Genomic DNA, 16,892 nt, shown 5'->3' on the forward strand with positions numbered 1-16,892 from the left:
GGCATTTTGCCGAATTCCTTAACCACAGTTCACCCGAACGCCTTAGTATTTTCAACCTGACCACCTGTGTCGGTTTAGGGTACGGGCCATACACACACATCGCTAGAGGCTTTTCTCGACAGTACAGGATCACCACCATCAACCCCAATGGGTCTACGCATCACGCCTCAACCATATGTGCGGCGGATTTACCTACCACACGGTCTGCACGCTTACACCACCAATCCACTAAGTGGCGTGGCTACCTCACTGCGTCACCCCATCACTTGAACCACACATCAGGCCCCACGACATCAACACCACCAACACTCAAAGAGTACCAGTAGTGCATCCGCGGTGGTTAGTATCAGTGCTTCATCATGGGCGCGCATGTACGGGTACCAGAATATCAACTGGTTATCCATCGACTACGCCTGTCGGCCTCGCCTTAGGTCCCGACTCACCCTGGGAAGACGAACTTGACCCAGGAACCCTTAGTCATCCGGCGGATAGGATTCTCACCTATCAATTCGTTACTCATGCCTGCATTCTCACTCGCACACAGTCCACGCCTCCTTACGGTAACGCTTCCACCCATGCACGACGCTCCCCTACCCAAACAAAAATTGTTTGCCGCGGCTTCGGCGGTGTACTTGAGCCCCACTAAATTGTCGGCGCAGAACCACTCGACCAGTGAGCTATTACGCACTCTTTCAAGGATGGCTGCTTCTAAGCCAACCTCCTGGCTGTCTTCGCGATCCCACATCCTTTTCCACTTAGTACACCCTTAGGGGCCTTAACCGGCGATCTGGGCTGTTTCCCTCTCGACTATGAAGCTTATCCCCCACAGTCTCACTGCCGTACAACACAATTAGTGGCATTCGGAGTTTGGCTGACATTGCTAAGATTGTAGTCCCGCTCAACCAACCAGTCGCTCTACCTCCACCAAGCTATAATACGACGCTGCACCTAAATGCATTTCGGGGAGAACCAGCTATCACGGAGTTTGATTGGCCTTTCACCCCTACCCACAGCTCATCCCCGCAGTTTTCAACCTACGTGGGTTCGCGCCTCCACAACCTCTTACAGCTGCTTCACACTGGCCATGGGTAGATCACCCCGCTTCGGGTCCAGGACATGCCACTTGACACCCCATTAGGATTCGGTTTCCCTACGGCTACCCCACACGGGTTAACCTCGCGACATGCCGCTGACTCGCAGGCTCATTCTTCAAAAGGCACGCCATCACACACAAAAGGTGCTCTGACGGATTGTAAGCACATGGTTTCAGGAACTATTTCACTCCCCTCCCGGGGTACTTTTCACCATTCCCTCACGGTACTAATACACTATCGGTCACACTGAGTATTTAGGCTTACCGGGTGGTCCCGGCAGATTCACAACAGATTCCACGAGCCCGCTGCTACTCGGGCAACCCAACAACCTGCATGCCATTGTCTTCAACTACAGGACTCTCACCTTCTCCGGCAGGTAATTCCAAACCACTTCACCTAACAACAACACACAAGCACGATGATGGCAGTCACCGCACGTTGGGGCCCACAACACCGCACACACAACCCCTACCAGGTATCACATGCACACGGTTTAGCCTCATCCACGTTCGTTCGCCACTACTAGCAGAATCATTATTATTTTCTCCTCCTACGGGTACTGAGATGTTTCACTTCCCCGCGTAAACCCCCACAACAGCTATGAATTCACTGAAGGGTAACCCCACATAACCAGGGCCAGGTTTCCCCATTCGGACATCCTCGGATCAACGCTTAATTGACAACTCCCCGAGGCTTAACGCAGCCTTTCACGTCCTTCATCGGCTCAGCATGCCAAGGCATCCACCATGCGCCCTTAATAACGAACACACAAACCACCACACACAAAAAATACACGCAGTGGCCACACAAGTGAACTTGACAAAAAATTGACTAAAGAAAAAAGAAATCACACAAACACACACAAACAAACCACAAAAATGCAGCCCATCCATACGTGTTTAATGCTCGCGTCCACTATACAGTTCTCACACAACACCCCAACCACACCCCACCAACACACACCGTGCCAGCAAGACTCATGGTCAGGCACACAAAAAAGGGGAATAATGCCCCAGACACCCAACAATGCACCAACATACAAACAAATTACTTTTTACAACTGTGCACGGCGCGTGTGTCACAAAGCGCCATTCAAACACTTGGCCTTGCCTTAAAAGGTGTGTGTTTCACCCGGACAATTTTTACAACAATAAGGTCGGCAGCATGACACTCGCACACTCAACCAACCAGGGTGCAACTGCACCCGAATAATAAAAGCTCCTTAGAAAGGAGGTGATCCACCCGCACCTTCCGGTACGGGTACCTTGTTACGACTTCGTCCCAATCGCCGATCCCACCTTCGACGGCTCCCTAACAAGTTTGGGCCACCGGCTTCGGGTGTTACCAACTTTCATGACGTGACGGGCGGTGTGTACAAGGCCCGGGAACGTATTCACCGCAGCATTGCTGATCTGCGATTACTAGCGACTCCGACTTCATGGGGTCGAGTTGCAGACCCCAATCCGAACTAAGGCCGGCTTTCAGCGATTCGCTCCACCTCACAGTGTCGCTGCGCGTTGTACCGACCATTGTAGCATGTGTGAAGCCCTGGACATAAGGGGCATGATGATTTGACGTCATCCCCACCTTCCTCCGAGTTGACCCCGGCAGTCTCTCATGAGTCCCCAACCAAATGCTGGCAACATAAGACAAGGGTTGCGCTCGTTGCGGGACTTAACCCAACATCTCACGACACGAGCTGACGACAACCATGCACCACCTGTACACCAGCCACAAAGGGAAACTACATCTCTGCAGCGATCCAGTGTATGTCAAGCCCAGGTAAGGATCTTCGCGTTGCATCGAATTAATCCACATGCTCCGCCGCTTGTGCGGGCCCCCGTCAATTCCTTTGAGTTTTAGCCTTGCGGCCGTACTCCCCAGGCGGGGCGCTTAATGCGTTAGCTACGGCACGCAAGTCGTGCAAAGACCCTCAACACTAGCGCCCACCGTTTACGGCATGGACTACCAGGGTATCTAATCCTGTTCGCTACCCATGCTTTCGCTCCTCAGCGTCAGTAACTGCCCAGTAACCTGCCTTCGCCATCGGTGTTCCTCCTGATATCTGCGCATTTCACCGCTACACCAGGAATTCCAGTTACCCCTACAGTACTCAAGTTATGCCCGTATCGCCTGCACGCCCGGAGTTAAGCCCCGGAATTTCACAGACGACGCGACAAACCACCTACGAGCCCTTTACGCCCAGTAATTCCGGACAACGCTCGCACCCTACGTATTACCGCGGCTGCTGGCACGTAGTTAGCCGGTGCTTCTTATCTAGGTACCGTCACAAAAAGCTTCGTCCCTAGCGAAAGGAGTTTACAACCCGAAGGCCGTCATCCCCCACGCGGCGTCGCTGCATCAGGCTTGCGCCCATTGTGCAATATTCCCCACTGCTGCCTCCCGTAGGAGTCTGGGCCGTATCTCAGTCCCAATGTGGCCGTCCACCCTCTCAGGCCGGCTACCCGTCGCCGCCTTGGTAGGCCATTACCCCACCAACAAGCTGATAGGCCGCGAGCTCATCCTACACCGAAAAAACTTTCCAACCATCACACTAAAAATGGCTCCTATCCGGTATTAGACCCAGTTTCCCAGGCTTATCCCGAAGTGCAGGGCAGATCACCCACGTGTTACTCACCCGTTCGCCACTCGAGTACCCTGCAAGCAGGGCCTTTCCGTTCGACTTGCATGTGTTAAGCACGCCGCCAGCGTTCGTCCTGAGCCAGGATCAAACTCTCCACAAAAAAATTTCAGAACAACATCCGAAACAGGCCGTGAAAAGCCCGAAACCCAACAAAAGAACAAACCACCACAAACCACACAACAATGCAGCCCGTGCTGGCGTCCAAAAAATTACTACAAAGAAAAAATAAACAGTCCCCTCAACCCGACGGGGTCAAAAAGAGGAAACCAAAAAAGGTAAACACAATCACATGCCAACCAATCCATCTCAATGCAGCCGAAACACCAAACAGCATTCAAAAAGGTACGTATTCCACATACCCAACCGGCACACACCAACCAACAAACCACTAAGCCTGCTGGCAGACAAACCAATCAACACACAACCATGCACACAAAAAATAAAAAGTACATTGGCACACTATTGAGTTCTCAAACATCACCACCAACCAACAAAAAATTAACTTCCCGTTAACCTCTCATCGGCAGCCCGTACAAACTTACTCAACTCAAAGAACAAAATCAAATCATCGAACCAAGTCCGTACAAAATTCGCTCACAAGTAACCTCCCGGCTACCTCTCAGCGACTTCGATAAAGCTACACCCCACACCTAGAAACACACAAATCCCCTGGTAAATGGCCAATAACCGTTACCAAGGGATCATGTAGCTACCTTATTGACACGAAGCGTGACGGCATTAGGAAGGATTCACAACCCGTGCCCCAGCGAAGCGCTTCTTGCCCTTGCGCAATACCAGCCACGAGCCATGCAGGAGGTCTTGGGAAGACGGAGACCATTCGATGTCCTCGATGCGCTGGTTATTCACGTATGCACCGCCTTCACCCACAGTGCGGCGCGCGGCACCCTTCGATTTCTCCAATCCCGCACCTACCAATAGATCCAGGATCGTGGCATCCGAGCTGACTTCCGCTACCTCGGTCTCCTGCAATGCAGAAGACAGGGTGGCCTCGTCCAAATCCTGCAACTCCGCCTTACCGAACAAAGCTTGAGAGGCCAGCTCCACTGCTTCGGTGGCTTGTGCGCCGTGGACCAGTGTGGTCATTTCTCGCGCCAACACTCGCTGCGCCTCACGCTTGTAGGGTTCCTCCTCTACCTTGCGCTCCAGATCCGCGATCTCCTCCTGAGTCAAGAATGTAAACCAACGCAGGTAATCGATAACCACCGCGTCTCCAGCATTAATAAAGTACTGGTACCAGGAGTATGGGCTGGTCAGCTGCGGATCCAACCATAGCTTGCCGCCGCCGGTGGATTTGCCGAACTTATTACCCTCGGCGTCCGTCACCAGCGGTACCGTCAGGCCGTGGACTTTCGCACCATTCACGCGCCGGTTCAGATCCACACCGGAAACGATGTTGCCCCACTGGTCGCCACCGCCAATCTGCAGGACACAGTCGTACTCATTGTGCAGGTGCACAAAGTCGTTAGCCTGCAGCAGCATGTAGGAAAACTCGGTGTAGGAAATGCCATCGGACTCCAAGCGGCGCTTAACCGTATCGCGGTCCAGCATGGTATTCAGCGAGAAATTCTTACCGATATCGCGCAGGTACTCGATGACGTTGATCTGGCTAATCCAGTCCGCGTTGTTCACCATCACCGCTGGGCTTGAAACGTCACTCTCATCGGTGAAGTCCACGAAAGATTCAAGTTGTGTCTTGATCATCTGCATATTCTCTGCGATCTGCTCTTCCGTGAGCATAGAACGCTCCCCAACATCACGTGGGTCACCAATCATTCCCGTCGCACCGCCGGCCAGCGCGATTGGACGGTGGCCGAATTGCTGAAAGCGTTTCAGCATAATCAGTGGTACTAGGTGCCCAGCGTGCAGCGAGCTTCCCGTCGGATCGAAACCGCAGTACAAGCTGATCGGGTTCTCTGTGGCCTCTTTCAAAGCCTCCAAATCCGTGGACTGGTTAATGAGCCCGCGCCATTCCAGTTCGTCAACAATGTTCGTGTTGTTAGTCATACGTAGGTGCTCCCCTGTTCCCTAATTATCTAAGTGTCTGCTTTTCCAGAGCGTGTGGCTTTAGTTACTTGGACCCAATGGGCCAGTCCTTAGCCTCGTCCACCAGCAGGACCGGAATGCCGTCCTGCACCGGATAGGCCTTGTTCAGCCTAGGGTTAACCAAATAGTCGCCGTGATCCTCCAGCGGTTGCTTGTCGATCGGGCACGCGAGGATCTCTAGGAGCTTCTGATCAATCATGCTGTTAAGTCTAACCCGTGCCCCAGCCATCCCACCGAGTGACTCTCTGTAGTTGTTTACCGCTTTTCTACTTTGCTCATTGAGGCTGTCCAATCAACCGTCCGCCCTAGGACTTAACACGCGGGTGCTGTGCGTTACAGTAGGAAGTGCAACCGAACACGGGCGCTCGAGGTATCGAGCTGAGATCGCGCTGTAATCCCCGCGCGAGTACCGCTAGAACCTGCCTGGTTAGAACCAGCGAAGGAAGAATGAGGAGAGACTTTTATGACGGATCCGTCTACACAGCACACCCGCACTACCATCCCGAATGACGACTATGGTGCGGAAATCCACCCGAAGCACAGCTTCGCCCCCATCGAAAAGCAGGTGGAATCCTTCGGCAAGACCTTCACCCTACAGGTGCCGGAAACCGAAGTTCAGCTGGACGATTCCCCAACGGGCCCGAATCCACCGCAGAAGCTCTACCGCACTCGCGGCCCCTGGGCCGAACCGACCGAGGGCCTGGAGGCTTTGCGCAGTGAGTGGATCGAAGCCCGCGGTGATGTAGAAGCCTACGAGGGCAGGCGCCGCAACCTGTTGGATGACGGTAACCGCGCCCTCAAACGTGGCGAGGCCAGTGACGAATGGAAAGGCGCTAGCCGCCAGACGCTGCGGGCCAAGGAGGGCAAGCGCGTAACCCAGATGCACTACGCCCGCCAGGGTATTATCACCCCGGAGATGGAATACGTCGCACTGCGCGAACACTGCGACGTAGAAAAGGTGCGCGAGCAGGTTGCCTCCGGCAAGGCGATCATCCCGAACAACATCAACCACCCGGAATCTGAGCCGATGATCATCGGCAATGCCTTCAATACGAAGATCAACGCCAATATCGGTAACTCCGCGGTGAGCTCGTCCATCCGCGAAGAGGTAGACAAGCTGCGCTGGGCCACCCGCTGGGGTGCAGACACCGTAATGGACCTATCCACCGGTAACGACATTCACACCACTCGCGAGTGGATCATGCGCAACTCCCCGGTACCGATCGGTACCGTGCCGATTTACCAGGCACTCGAGAAAGTCGACGGCGTGGCCGAGGACCTGACCTGGGAAATCTTCCGCGATACCGTGATCGAACAATGCGAACAAGGTGTGGACTACATGACGATCCACGCCGGCGTACGCCTGCCCTTCGTGCCGCTGACCACCAAGCGCGTAACCGGCATCGTTTCCCGCGGCGGTTCCATCATGGCCGGCTGGTGCTTGGCTCATCACAAGGAGTCCTTCCTGTACGAGAACTTCGACGAGCTGTGCGAGATCTTCGCCAAGTACGACGTTGCGTTCTCTCTGGGCGACGGCCTGCGCCCAGGCTCCATCGCCGATGCCAACGACGCAGCCCAGTTCGCTGAGCTGAAGACCATCGGCGAGCTAACCCACCGCGCCTGGGAGTACGACGTTCAGGTCATGGTCGAAGGCCCAGGCCACGTGCCGCTTAACATGGTGCAGGTTAACAATGAAAAAGAGCAGGAATGGTGCGGCGGCGCACCGTTTTATACCCTGGGGCCGCTGGTCACCGATATTGCGCCTGGCTACGACCACATTACCTCCGCCATCGGTGCGGCCAATATCGCCATGGGAGGTACCGCAATGCTGTGCTACGTCACCCCGAAGGAGCACCTTGGCCTGCCGAACAAGGACGACGTGAAGACCGGTGTAATTACCTACAAGGTCTCCGCCCACGCCGCCGACGTCGCCAAGGGCCACCCTGGCGCCCACGAGTGGGACGATGCGATGAGCAAGGCGCGCTTCGAGTTCCGCTGGCACGATCAATTTGCCCTGTCCCTAGACCCGGATACTGCCCAGTCCTACCACGACGAAACTCTGCCCGCGGAGCCGGCAAAGACCGCTCACTTCTGCTCGATGTGTGGACCTAAGTTCTGCTCCATGCGGATCAGCCAGGACATCCGCGACGCATTCGGTGACAAGATCGATGAGGCTCTGGCCACCGACCAGAAGCAAACGCTAGTCAAGGACCTCGGCTTGCCAGGCTTCGGGCGCCAGAGTGTAGACGGAGAACGCGTCACTAATACCGAAGGCGAAGAAGAAATGGCCGAGGAGTTCCGCCGTGCGGGATCCAAGCTGTATCTAGACCGCAATGAGGCCAAGGAAGTGGCCGAGGATCTGGAGAAGGAAGCAGCGATCCCCAGTGAGCGCTAAGCCTCGCCCTGCTGCGCAGGGTAGCCACCTGGATCTGCGGTGCTACCACGTTACGGGAGCACCGCAGGAAAAGGTCGTCCAGGTTGCCGCGGCAGCGGCCGCCGGTGGTGCGGGCGTGATTCAAGTGCGCAGCAAGCCCATCAGCGTGCGCGATCTGACCGCCCTAGCTATCGACGTTGCCGCGGCAGTCGAGGAAGCCAATCCGGCAACGAAGGTGCTTATCGATGACCGAGTGGATGTAGCGGCCGCCCTAATGGATGATCACCACATCCACGGCGTACACATCGGCCAAGACGACTTGAACCCGCACCTGGCGCGGCAGATTCTTGGCGAGGATGCGATCATCGGGCTGACCACCGGAACCCTAGAGCTAGTGCAGGACGCTAACGAGTACGCAGATGTGATCGACTACATCGGTGCCGGTCCGTTCCGCCCCACCCCGACGAAAATCTCCGGCCGCACTCCGCTGGGGTTGGAAGGCTATCCCCCACTCGTGGCGGCCTCGGCCGTTCCGGTCGTGGCAATCGGTGATGTACAGGCCACCGATGCCGCAGCACTGGCCCAAACCGGTGTGTCTGGTGTGGCGATTGTGCGCGCCTTCATGGACTCCGATGATCCGACTACCTTGGCGACCACGGTTGTGCAAGCTTTCGATCGGGTGAACGGGAATGCAGCAATCGGTTCACATGAATAACACTGTTCTCAGCCCGGGCAACCACCCCGATAGTCAGAAGCTACGCGCGGAGCACGCCATCATTGGCGCGGGAATCATCGGGCTGGCCACGGCATTCGAATTGGTGGAAGCGGGCGTATCCCCACAAGAAATTGTCGTGGTCGATCCCCAGCCCATTAGCGGTGCCACGTTCGTGGCCGGTGGCATGCTGGCGCCGGTTGCGGAGGTGCAATACCGGCAAGAGCCGCTATACCCGCTGATGGTGGCTTCGGGCGAGATGTTCCCCCACCTGCTGGCCAGGTTGGGTAAGAAAACTACCGCACCGACCGGGCACCGCAGTGAATCCACCCTGGTGGTGGGTGCCGACCGCGCCGATGGCGTCCATATCCGCGAGTTGCTGGCGCTGCAGCAAAGACACGGTATGGATGCCCAGGCGCTGACACTACGGCAAGCCCGAAGGCTAGAGCAGGGGCTAAGCCCCCAGTTGGCGGCGGCAGTGGAAATCCCGGGCGACCATCAGATCAACCCGCGCATGTTCAGCGCGTGCCTGTTGGACTACCTGCAGCAAGCCGGAGTTCGCTTCGTGGCGACGGCCGCAACGCGCATCAACGGGCACGATGTACAGCTCACCGATGGCCGAGTGGCCACCGGCGACACGGTCTATCTCTGCAACGGGCTAGGTGCCAAAGACGTAGACGGCTGGTTCGAGGGTGTCAATCCCCTAGCGCTACGGCCGGTGTACGGTGACATGCTGCGGCTGCGGGTCCCAGACGCGCTGGTGCACACCAGTGGCGAACCGCTTACCCGAGTGGTGCGCGCATTCGTGGAGGACCGGCCGGTTTATGTCATCCCCCGCACCGATGGCACCATCGCCGTCGGTGCAACCAGCCGCGAAGACAACCGCAAAGGTCCTTCTGTAGACGGTGTGCACACGCTTCTTCGAGACGCCATCCGCGTGGTTCCTGGGCTAGAGGATTGCGAGTTCATCGAAGCCATCGTCGGCGCCCGGCCCGGCACACCAGATGATCTGCCCTACCTTGGCAAGGTGCGCGACGGGCTGGTGATCTCCACCGGCTACTTCCGCCACGGAATCCTGTTGTCCGCCTTTGGGGCTAAGGTAGGTGCCCAGTTGGGGTTGGGCACCTACCCCGCCAACGGGTTGGAGATAGACATCTCTGCCTGCGATCCACTACGCCACGCCCGATACAGCCCACCCCGATAGCCACAAAAGAAAGGAATAAGCACCATGGAATACACGCTTAATGGAAAGCGCCGCAGCAGCGAGGGGCATATCACCGTGGCTGCCGTCGTAAAAGCAGAGACCGGCGATGCCTCGCCGAAAGGCGTCGCCGTGGCCGTCAATGGCGACGTGATCCCAGCCAGCGACTGGTCTTATGAAGTTACCGACGGCGATGAAATGGATATCCTGATCGCCGTGCAGGGCGGGTAGGGCTTTACTCATGCTTTCTATCGCAGATAAACAATTCGATTCGCACCTAGTGATGGGAACCGGCGGGGCAAGTAGCCAGGCTATGTTGGAACAATCCTTAGTTGCCAGCGGTACACAGCTGACCACCGTTGCCATGCGTAGGCACAGTGCCACGAGCGCTAGCACCGGTGGGGAATCCATCTTCGAGCTCTTGCAGCGATTGGGCATTGACGTGCTGCCCAACACTGCTGGGTGCCGCACCGCTCGGGACGCAGTAACAACCGCCAAGCTAGCCCGCGAGGCGCTGGGCACCAATTGGGTGAAGGTGGAAGTTATCGCGGATGACCATACGCTTCTGCCCGACGTGGTAGAGCTCGTGGATGCCTGCGAGATGCTGGTTGCTGAAGGATTTGTGGTGCTGGCATATACCAGCGACGATCCGATCGTCGCCAAGCGTCTAGAAGACGTGGGCGTGGAAGCGGTGATGCCTTTAGGCTCGCCCATCGGCACGGGCCTAGGCATCCTGAACCCGCACAACATCGAGCTGATCTGTTCGCGCACCCATGTTCCCGTGCTGCTGGATGCCGGTGTGGGCACGGCCTCCGATGCTGCACTGGCCATGGAGCTGGGCTGCGATGGCGTGCTTTTAGCGAGTGCTATTAACCGCTGCCAGGACCCCATGGCGATGGCCACTGCAATGAAATACGCCGTGGAAGGTGGCCGGTTGGCCCGGCAAGCTGGCCGCATTCCGAAACGGCAGCACGCCGTGGCCTCGTCATCATTCGAGGGGTTGGCTAGCTGGGAAGACAAAGTCCTGTAATGAGCCCACTGCCCCGTGAAGAGTTGTACAGAGTAGCCCGCCAAACCCTATTGCCTGGCTTCGGCATCCCCCAGCAAGAGGCGCTGCACGGCACCCACGTGTTCGTCATCGGCGCTGGCGGATTGGGCTGCCCCCTGATGCAGCAGCTAGCTGCCGCCGGTGTTGGCGAAATCTCTGTGATCGATGACGACACGGTGGATCTCACTAACATCCACCGCCAGATCCTGTTCGGCACCCACGATGTGGGAAGGCCCAAGGTGGACGTCGCCGCCGAAAAGCTCCGGCAGCTGCAGACCGGCATCGTAGTACATGCGATTCGCGACCGTTTTACCGTCGACAATGCCGTGGGCTACCTTCGTGGGGTGGACATCCTAGTGGATGGTTCTGACACGTTTGCCACCAAGTTCCTAGCAGCGGATGCTGCGGAGATCACAGGCACCCCGCTGGTGTGGGGCTCGGTGCTTCGCTACCGGGGCGACTGCGCAGTGTGGTGGTCTGGGCCCGGCGCCGAGTCCGGCGTGGGCATGCGCGACCTCTATCCCCTGCAACCCGACCCAGATTCCGTGCCGGATTGCGCCACCGCCGGTGTGCTGGGCGTAACCACCAGCGTGGTCGCGGGCTTGATGTCCACCGAGCTAATCCAGTTCGCAACCGGCATGAACCACGACCGGGTGGGCTTGTTGAGCATCTACGATGCCCTGACCGCCTCCATCACTCACTTCCGCGTGCCCCACGACCCGGCACGCGAGCTAACCATACAGCTGCAGCAAGACTACGGTAGCGCAGCTTGTGCCGTGCCGGATGCCGATGCTGCCGCTGCCGCTGCCACTGCCCCCGAGATGTTCGAAGATCTGCGCGACGGTGCCACGGCCATCGACGTGCGCGAGGCCGGGGAGGCTGCCATAGATGATTTCTTTTTTGCTGCCGGCACAGAGCATTACCATTTACCAACCTCCGTGTGGCAGGACGATCCAGAGGTGGCGCGCTGCCTGCTCGATTCCCTGCAGGCCGAAGGGCAGCGCAAAGCGTGGGTATACTGTGCTTCCGGCAAGCGATCGGCCAACTTCATCTCGACCTTCGCCGCGGATGCAAAACAGCGTGGTATTAATATGCTAAACGTCGCAGGCGGCATAACAAGCCAGCCCGCAGCGTTCCACGGAATACCTAAGCACTAGCTAGACAATGATGTCGATGACAAGGTGATTCGGGTTTTCCGGTAGGTCCACCTTGAACTTCGCGTTGGATTCATAAAAAGGTGCTGGGGAGTCACCTGTTTAGCACAGAGTATCCAGACTTTACATAGAATCCAGATTCAGGAGGGCCATTTCATCGCGTGGCCTACCAGAATTACTGGAACGTCATCTTCAATGGGATAGGCAATGCTAGGAACGCTCATTGACAAGGACTTGCTTATCTTCCGGATATATCAACAGGCCCTTGTCCTGCGGACGGACAAGTACCTCGAGCAACTTTGGGTCAAGACTCTTACATCTAATCCCAGCGGGTAGAGGGAGAAGTAAAATCCCTCTACCCCACCTTTGCTTTAAAGCAAGGACGGAACGTTAGCAACCAAGGAGAACAGATCCTTAGGATCGTCCGGGTTGGCAATGATGTCGATCTCGGACTCCAAGTCGGTTCCCTTGACGGAATCACGCAGGTAACGCAGCGCGGAGAAGTCGTTGATTGCGAATCCGACATCATCGAAGAGGGTGATCTGCTCATCGTCATCGCGGCCGGTGGCCTGGCCGGTGAGCACCTGGTAGAACTCGACAACCGGGAAGTCTTCGGGCTTCTGCTGAATTTCGCCCTCGATGCGAGTCTGCTCCGGGAACTCCACGAAGACCTTGGACTTGTCCAGAATGGAGCTTTCCAGCTCGGTCTTACCTGGGCAGTCACCGCCAACAGCGTTGAGGTGGACACCTGGGGCGACATGGCGCTCAGCCAGAATCTGGTTCTGAGCCTTGTCTGCGGTACAGGTGGTGATGATGTCTGCCCCCAAAACCGCCTCGTCGACGCTGGAACAAGCAGTGATATTAAAGCCCAGTGGCTCCAAGTTGCGCTTGAACTTTTCTACCGCCTCAGGGTCGATGTCATAGATGGTAATGTCCTCAATTCCCATAACGCCGCGGAAGCCAAGCGCCTGGAACTCGGACTGGGAGCCGGCACCGACCATGGCCATGCGCTTGGAATCCTTGCGTGCCAAGTGCTTTGCCACCATGGCGGAGGTCGCGGCGGTACGCAGTGCGGTAAGCAGCGTCATCTCGGCTTCGAAGGTGGGGTAACCATTGTCGACGTCGGCAAGCACGCCAAAGGCAGTAACGGTCTGGAAACCACGGGCCGGATTGGACGGGTGACCGTTGACGTACTTGAAGGAGTACTCCTTACCGTTGGACGTAGGCATAAGCTCAATGACTCCGAACGGGGTGTGGGAAGCAACGCGCGGAATCTTGTCAAAGCGCTCCCACTCGCGGTAGTCAGCCTCGAGGTAATCCACCATTCCGGTAATGATGTTTTCAACGCCCTCGCGCTGAATCCAGCGCGCCATATTTTCTACGTCTACGAACTTAACAGCGTGGTTCATAAGAAGTCCTTTCTTAGATTTAGTTCTTCGGGTGAAGGTCTGTTTGCGGTGCGGCCGGGAAGCTGGAGGTAGGTAGGTGCTTCGCCTTCCTCTCTTCCGCGATAGTACGGATGCGGTCGCGCCATGCGTACCACATTGCCATAAAGACCGGAACGAGGAGCAGAGTGGATGCCAGCGCATAGGTACCGATTGGATAATCAAAGGCCATCAGGACAATGACCAGGCCAATGAAGATGAGTACGGCCCAGTCTCCGCCTTCGCCAAACGGCGAGCGGTATCCCGGTCGGGTGTAGCTTCCGCTCTTAGCAAGGCGCACAAACTTGAGGTGCGAGATCGCAACTGCCGCCCAGGACGCCAATGTGCCCAAGGCTGCCAGGTTGAGCACGATTTCAAACGCCATCTCCGGCACCACATAGTTGAGGAAGACGCCTACCAAGCCCACCAAGGCCGCCATGACGATGCCGCCGTAGGGCACACCAGACTTGGACATACGAGCACCAAACTTCGGGCCGGAGCCGGAGGTGGACATGTTGTACATAATGCGGCCGGTGGAATACAAGCCGGCGTTGAGCGAGGAAATCGCAGCGGTGATAACGACAAGCTGGAAAATCGGGGCCGCCACACCTACGCCGAGGGACTCAAAGAAGGTCACAAATGGCGACACGTCAGCGACGTAAGTTGTGTACGGCAGCACGAGCGTGAGCAGCAGCACGGAGCCGAAGTAGAAAATCAGGATGCGCAGCAGCACGTTATTGACCGCGCGCGGGATGTGCTTTTCTACATCTTTAGTCTCACCGGAGGTGGTGCCGACAAGCTCAATACCGGCGTAGGCGAAGACGACACCCTGAATGACGATCACGGCAGGTATGAGGCCATTGGGCAACCAGCCACCGGTATTAGAAATGAGACTAAAGCCAGTCGGATCGCCACTCGGGTGGCCGAAGATGAGGACACCGATGGCCACCAGCATGAAGATGATCAATGCAACAATCTTAATCAGCGAGAACCAATACTCCAGCTCGCCGAAGATCTTCACCGAGAGCATATTGAATACCAGGATGCCGCAGATAACTACGAGGGCAAGTGCCCACTGCGGAACGGAATCGAGCCACGACGTGTATTGGCTGAACCATTTGATGTAGATAGCTACGGCTGTGCCATCCGCCACCAGGGTCATGGCCCAATTTCCCCAGTACAACCAGCCGGTAACAAAGGCGGTCTTCTCGCCGTAAAACTCGCGGGCATAGGAAACGAAGGAGCCGGAGCTGGGGCGGTAGACGATGAGCTCGCCAAGAGAACGCAGGATGATATAGCCGAAGAAGCCACAAACAAGATAGAGCACCGCGAGAAACGGTCCGGCGTCTTGCAAACGACTTCCGGTGCCCAGAAGAAGACCGGTACCGATGGCAGAACCGATGGCGATCATCTGCAGCTGGCGATTGCCCATTCCCTTTTGCAGGCCGTGGTCTTCCGAGGCGTAGACCGCTTTCTCGTTCTCGTGCGGCCCCGCTGTGGGCGGGGGCGAATTTACTGTCATAGGAGAGATCGTCCTTTCATTACGATGAATGAGTCTGTTAGATCACATTCTCTGCAAGAATACTAACGCACCACATTGTTACCCATATCACCACTACCCCCATTGTGTTCAACAACGCAGCTGACAGGTTGGGGATGGGGGTCAATCTCCCACCCCCGCAGCGAGATATAAAAGAACCGCATGGCCAGCGACCATGCGGTTTTAAAGAGCCCCGAGAATTAGCGCAGCGGCTTCTGCGCCCACGTGCGAGCAGCCGCGGCACGCTCGCGGACAGTCTCGCGCTGCTCCGCCACGCGGACACCAGCGGTGCCGCCCTTGGTGGCACGAGAGGCCACTGCCCCGTCGATAGTGAGCACGTCACGGACGCTAGGCTTCAGCCGCTTGTCGACGCCCGCCAAATCCTCATCGGTGAGCTCCACTAGGTCAACTCCCCGCTCCTCAGCGATGCGCACACATGCGCCGGACGCTTCGTGCGCCTCGCGGAAAGGAACGCCTTGGCGAACCATCCATTCGGCCAAGTCGGTAGCCAGCGTGAACCCTCGCGGGGCAAGTTCGCGCATGCGATCCTCGTGGAAAGTCAGTGTGGACACCAGCCCGGTCATTGCCGGCAGCAGCAGGTTAAGCTGCGCCACCGAATCAACGATGGGCTCCTTATCTTCCTGCAGGTCGCGGTTATATGCCAGCGGCTGTGCCTTTAGCGTAGACAACAGGCCAGTGAGGTTACCGATAAGGCGGCCAGTTTTGCCGCGGGTGAGCTCCGGAACGTCCGGATTCTTCTTTTGCGGCATGATGGACGAGCCGGTCGACCATGCATCATCAAGGGTGACGTAGCCGTATTCCGGCGTGCACCAGTAGATAATTTCTTCCGAAAGTCGGGACATGTCGACGGCAATCTGCGCCAAGACAAAAGCCGTCTCGGAGGCAAAGTCACGAGCCGCAGTGCCATCCAAGGAGTTCTCCGCGGCGGCATCAAAGCCGAGTTCCTCCGCAATGGCTTCCGGATCTAGCTGCAAGGAGGAACCGGCTAGAGCGCCAGAACCGTAGGGCGATACAGCCAAGCGCTTATCCAGGTCCTGCAGACGCTCAATATCGCGCAGAAGTGGCTGCGCATGGCCCAAAAGCTCATGCGCCAAAAGAACTGGCTGTGCCGCCTGCGAGTGAGTTTTGCCCGGCATTATGGCGTCCGGATGTGCTGCTGCCTGATCGGCCAAGGCATCCACCAAGTCGCTTACCTGAGCCGCGGTATCGCGAATGGCATCACGTACCCACATGCGAAACAGCGTCGCGACCTGGTCATTACGGGAACGACCGGCGCGCAGGCGACCGCCCACCTGTGGGCCTACAATCTCGATAAGCCCGCGCTCCATTGCACCGTGGACGTCCTCATCCGTGGGCGCTGGGCGGAACTCACCAGAGGCCACCTTCTCGCCTAGTTCGGTGAGGCCGGAGAGCATGGTGTCCAAATCGTCGTCGGAAAGCAAGCCAGCCTTATGCAACACCTTGGCATGCGCCTTGGAGGCTAGTACGTCATATGGTGCCAGCACCCAGTCAAAGTGGGTGGATACAGAGAGGGCAAACATCGCCTCAGATGGACCGCCGGAGAAGCGGCCACCCCATAGGGCACCCTCATTAGTCTTATGCGGTTCCATGTGCTC

The 16,892-nt window shown here is 57.1% G+C and carries 11 protein-coding genes, 2 rRNA genes, 1 pseudogene and 1 riboswitch (1 of these 15 running past the window's edge); of the genes and pseudogenes, 6 read left to right on the plus strand and 8 right to left on the minus strand.

Annotated features, from left to right (window positions below):
• The 4 genes from LG376_RS09900 to LG376_RS09915 form a co-directional block, all read right to left on the minus strand.
• A 23S ribosomal RNA gene (locus tag LG376_RS09900) occupies positions 1-1,862 on the minus strand (it extends 1,207 nt beyond the left edge of the window).
• 458 nt (positions 1,863-2,320) lie between these two features.
• Positions 2,321-3,838: ribosomal RNA gene (locus tag LG376_RS09905) — 16S ribosomal RNA — on the minus strand.
• Together the 16S and 23S rRNA genes form the textbook arrangement of a ribosomal RNA operon.
• A 638-nt stretch (positions 3,839-4,476) precedes the next feature.
• Positions 4,477-5,763 (minus strand): tyrosine--tRNA ligase, encoded by a 1,287-nt coding sequence (gene tyrS / locus LG376_RS09910; RefSeq protein WP_023021619.1) that lies wholly within the window; start codon positions 5,761-5,763, stop codon positions 4,477-4,479.
• Between the two features lie 64 nt (positions 5,764-5,827).
• Positions 5,828-6,001, minus strand: a complete 174-nt coding sequence (locus LG376_RS09915) for a Trm112 family protein (protein WP_034656461.1) — start codon at positions 5,999-6,001, stop codon at positions 5,828-5,830.
• Positions 6,002-6,149: 148 nt separating this feature from the next.
• Positions 6,150-6,264: riboswitch (TPP riboswitch) on the plus strand.
• Position 6,265: 1 nt separating this feature from the next.
• Here LG376_RS09915 and thiC point away from each other — a divergent pair.
• From thiC to LG376_RS09945, 6 genes are read left to right on the plus strand one after another with little or no spacing between them, the layout of a single operon-like run.
• On the plus strand, positions 6,266-8,197 hold the full coding sequence (thiC, locus tag LG376_RS09920) for a phosphomethylpyrimidine synthase ThiC (protein WP_023021621.1): 1,932 nt from the start codon (positions 6,266-6,268) through the stop codon (positions 8,195-8,197).
• 28 nt (positions 8,198-8,225) lie between these two features.
• The gene (locus LG376_RS09925; RefSeq protein WP_034656487.1) at positions 8,226-8,891 is read left to right on the plus strand and encodes a thiamine phosphate synthase; all 666 of its coding nucleotides are present in this window, start codon (positions 8,226-8,228) and stop codon (positions 8,889-8,891) included.
• Entirely contained in the window at positions 8,884-10,092 is a 1,209-nt protein-coding gene (thiO, locus tag LG376_RS09930; protein WP_023027758.1) for a glycine oxidase ThiO, read from the plus strand. Before LG376_RS09925 ends, thiO begins: the two co-directional genes overlap by 8 nt.
• Before the next feature lie 24 nt (positions 10,093-10,116).
• Entirely contained in the window at positions 10,117-10,320 is a 204-nt protein-coding gene (gene thiS, locus LG376_RS09935; protein WP_200287553.1) for a sulfur carrier protein ThiS, read from the plus strand.
• A 10-nt stretch (positions 10,321-10,330) separates the two neighbouring features.
• Complete coding sequence (locus LG376_RS09940) at positions 10,331-11,119, plus strand: thiazole synthase (RefSeq protein WP_023021625.1); 789 nt, start codon at positions 10,331-10,333, stop codon at positions 11,117-11,119.
• On the plus strand, positions 11,119-12,294 hold the full coding sequence (locus LG376_RS09945) for a ThiF family adenylyltransferase (RefSeq protein WP_200287554.1): 1,176 nt from the start codon (positions 11,119-11,121) through the stop codon (positions 12,292-12,294). The genes LG376_RS09940 and LG376_RS09945 overlap by 1 nt, the downstream gene beginning before the upstream one ends.
• 137 nt (positions 12,295-12,431) lie before the next feature.
• On the opposite strand, the pseudogene LG376_RS09950 reads toward LG376_RS09945, so the two are convergent.
• The 4 genes and pseudogenes from LG376_RS09950 to argH all read right to left on the minus strand — a co-directional run bounded on the left by LG376_RS09950 (position 12,432) and on the right by argH (position 16,886).
• Positions 12,432-12,615, minus strand: a pseudogene (locus tag LG376_RS09950) (Trm112 family protein).
• A gap of 47 nt (positions 12,616-12,662) precedes the next feature.
• Positions 12,663-13,700, minus strand: a complete 1,038-nt coding sequence (locus LG376_RS09955; protein ID WP_005323253.1) for an ornithine cyclodeaminase — start codon at positions 13,698-13,700, stop codon at positions 12,663-12,665.
• Between the two features lie 19 nt (positions 13,701-13,719).
• On the minus strand, positions 13,720-15,237 hold the full coding sequence (locus tag LG376_RS09960) for an amino acid permease (RefSeq protein ID WP_225746997.1): 1,518 nt from the start codon (positions 15,235-15,237) through the stop codon (positions 13,720-13,722).
• A gap of 218 nt (positions 15,238-15,455) precedes the next feature.
• Complete coding sequence (argH, locus tag LG376_RS09965) at positions 15,456-16,886, minus strand: argininosuccinate lyase (protein ID WP_225746998.1); 1,431 nt, start codon at positions 16,884-16,886, stop codon at positions 15,456-15,458.
• Positions 16,887-16,892: the final 6 nt, after the last annotated feature.

Origin of the sequence: Corynebacterium sp. Marseille-P4611 (genome assembly GCF_916618765.1) — a bacterium.
Taxonomy (GTDB): domain Bacteria; phylum Actinomycetota; class Actinomycetes; order Mycobacteriales; family Mycobacteriaceae; genus Corynebacterium; species Corynebacterium marquesiae.

Excerpts from the sequence above, each read along its gene's own strand:
- tyrS (WP_023021619.1), bottom strand. The coding sequence starts at position 5,763 with ATGACTAACAACACGAACATTGTTGACGAACTGGAATGGCGCGGGCTC.
- LG376_RS09915 (WP_034656461.1), bottom strand. The coding sequence starts at position 6,001 with ATGATTGATCAGAAGCTCCTAGAGATCCTCGCGTGCCCGATCGACAAG.
- thiC (WP_023021621.1), top strand. The coding sequence starts at position 6,266 with ATGACGGATCCGTCTACACAGCACACCCGCACTACCATCCCGAATGAC.
- thiO (WP_023027758.1), top strand. The coding sequence starts at position 8,884 with ATGAATAACACTGTTCTCAGCCCGGGCAACCACCCCGATAGTCAGAAG.
- thiS (WP_200287553.1), top strand. The coding sequence starts at position 10,117 with ATGGAATACACGCTTAATGGAAAGCGCCGCAGCAGCGAGGGGCATATC.
- LG376_RS09940 (WP_023021625.1), top strand. The coding sequence starts at position 10,331 with ATGCTTTCTATCGCAGATAAACAATTCGATTCGCACCTAGTGATGGGA.
- LG376_RS09945 (WP_200287554.1), top strand. The coding sequence starts at position 11,119 with ATGAGCCCACTGCCCCGTGAAGAGTTGTACAGAGTAGCCCGCCAAACC.
- LG376_RS09955 (WP_005323253.1), bottom strand. The coding sequence starts at position 13,700 with ATGAACCACGCTGTTAAGTTCGTAGACGTAGAAAATATGGCGCGCTGG.
- LG376_RS09960 (WP_225746997.1), bottom strand. The coding sequence starts at position 15,237 with ATGACAGTAAATTCGCCCCCGCCCACAGCGGGGCCGCACGAGAACGAG.
- argH (WP_225746998.1), bottom strand. The coding sequence starts at position 16,886 with ATGGAACCGCATAAGACTAATGAGGGTGCCCTATGGGGTGGCCGCTTC.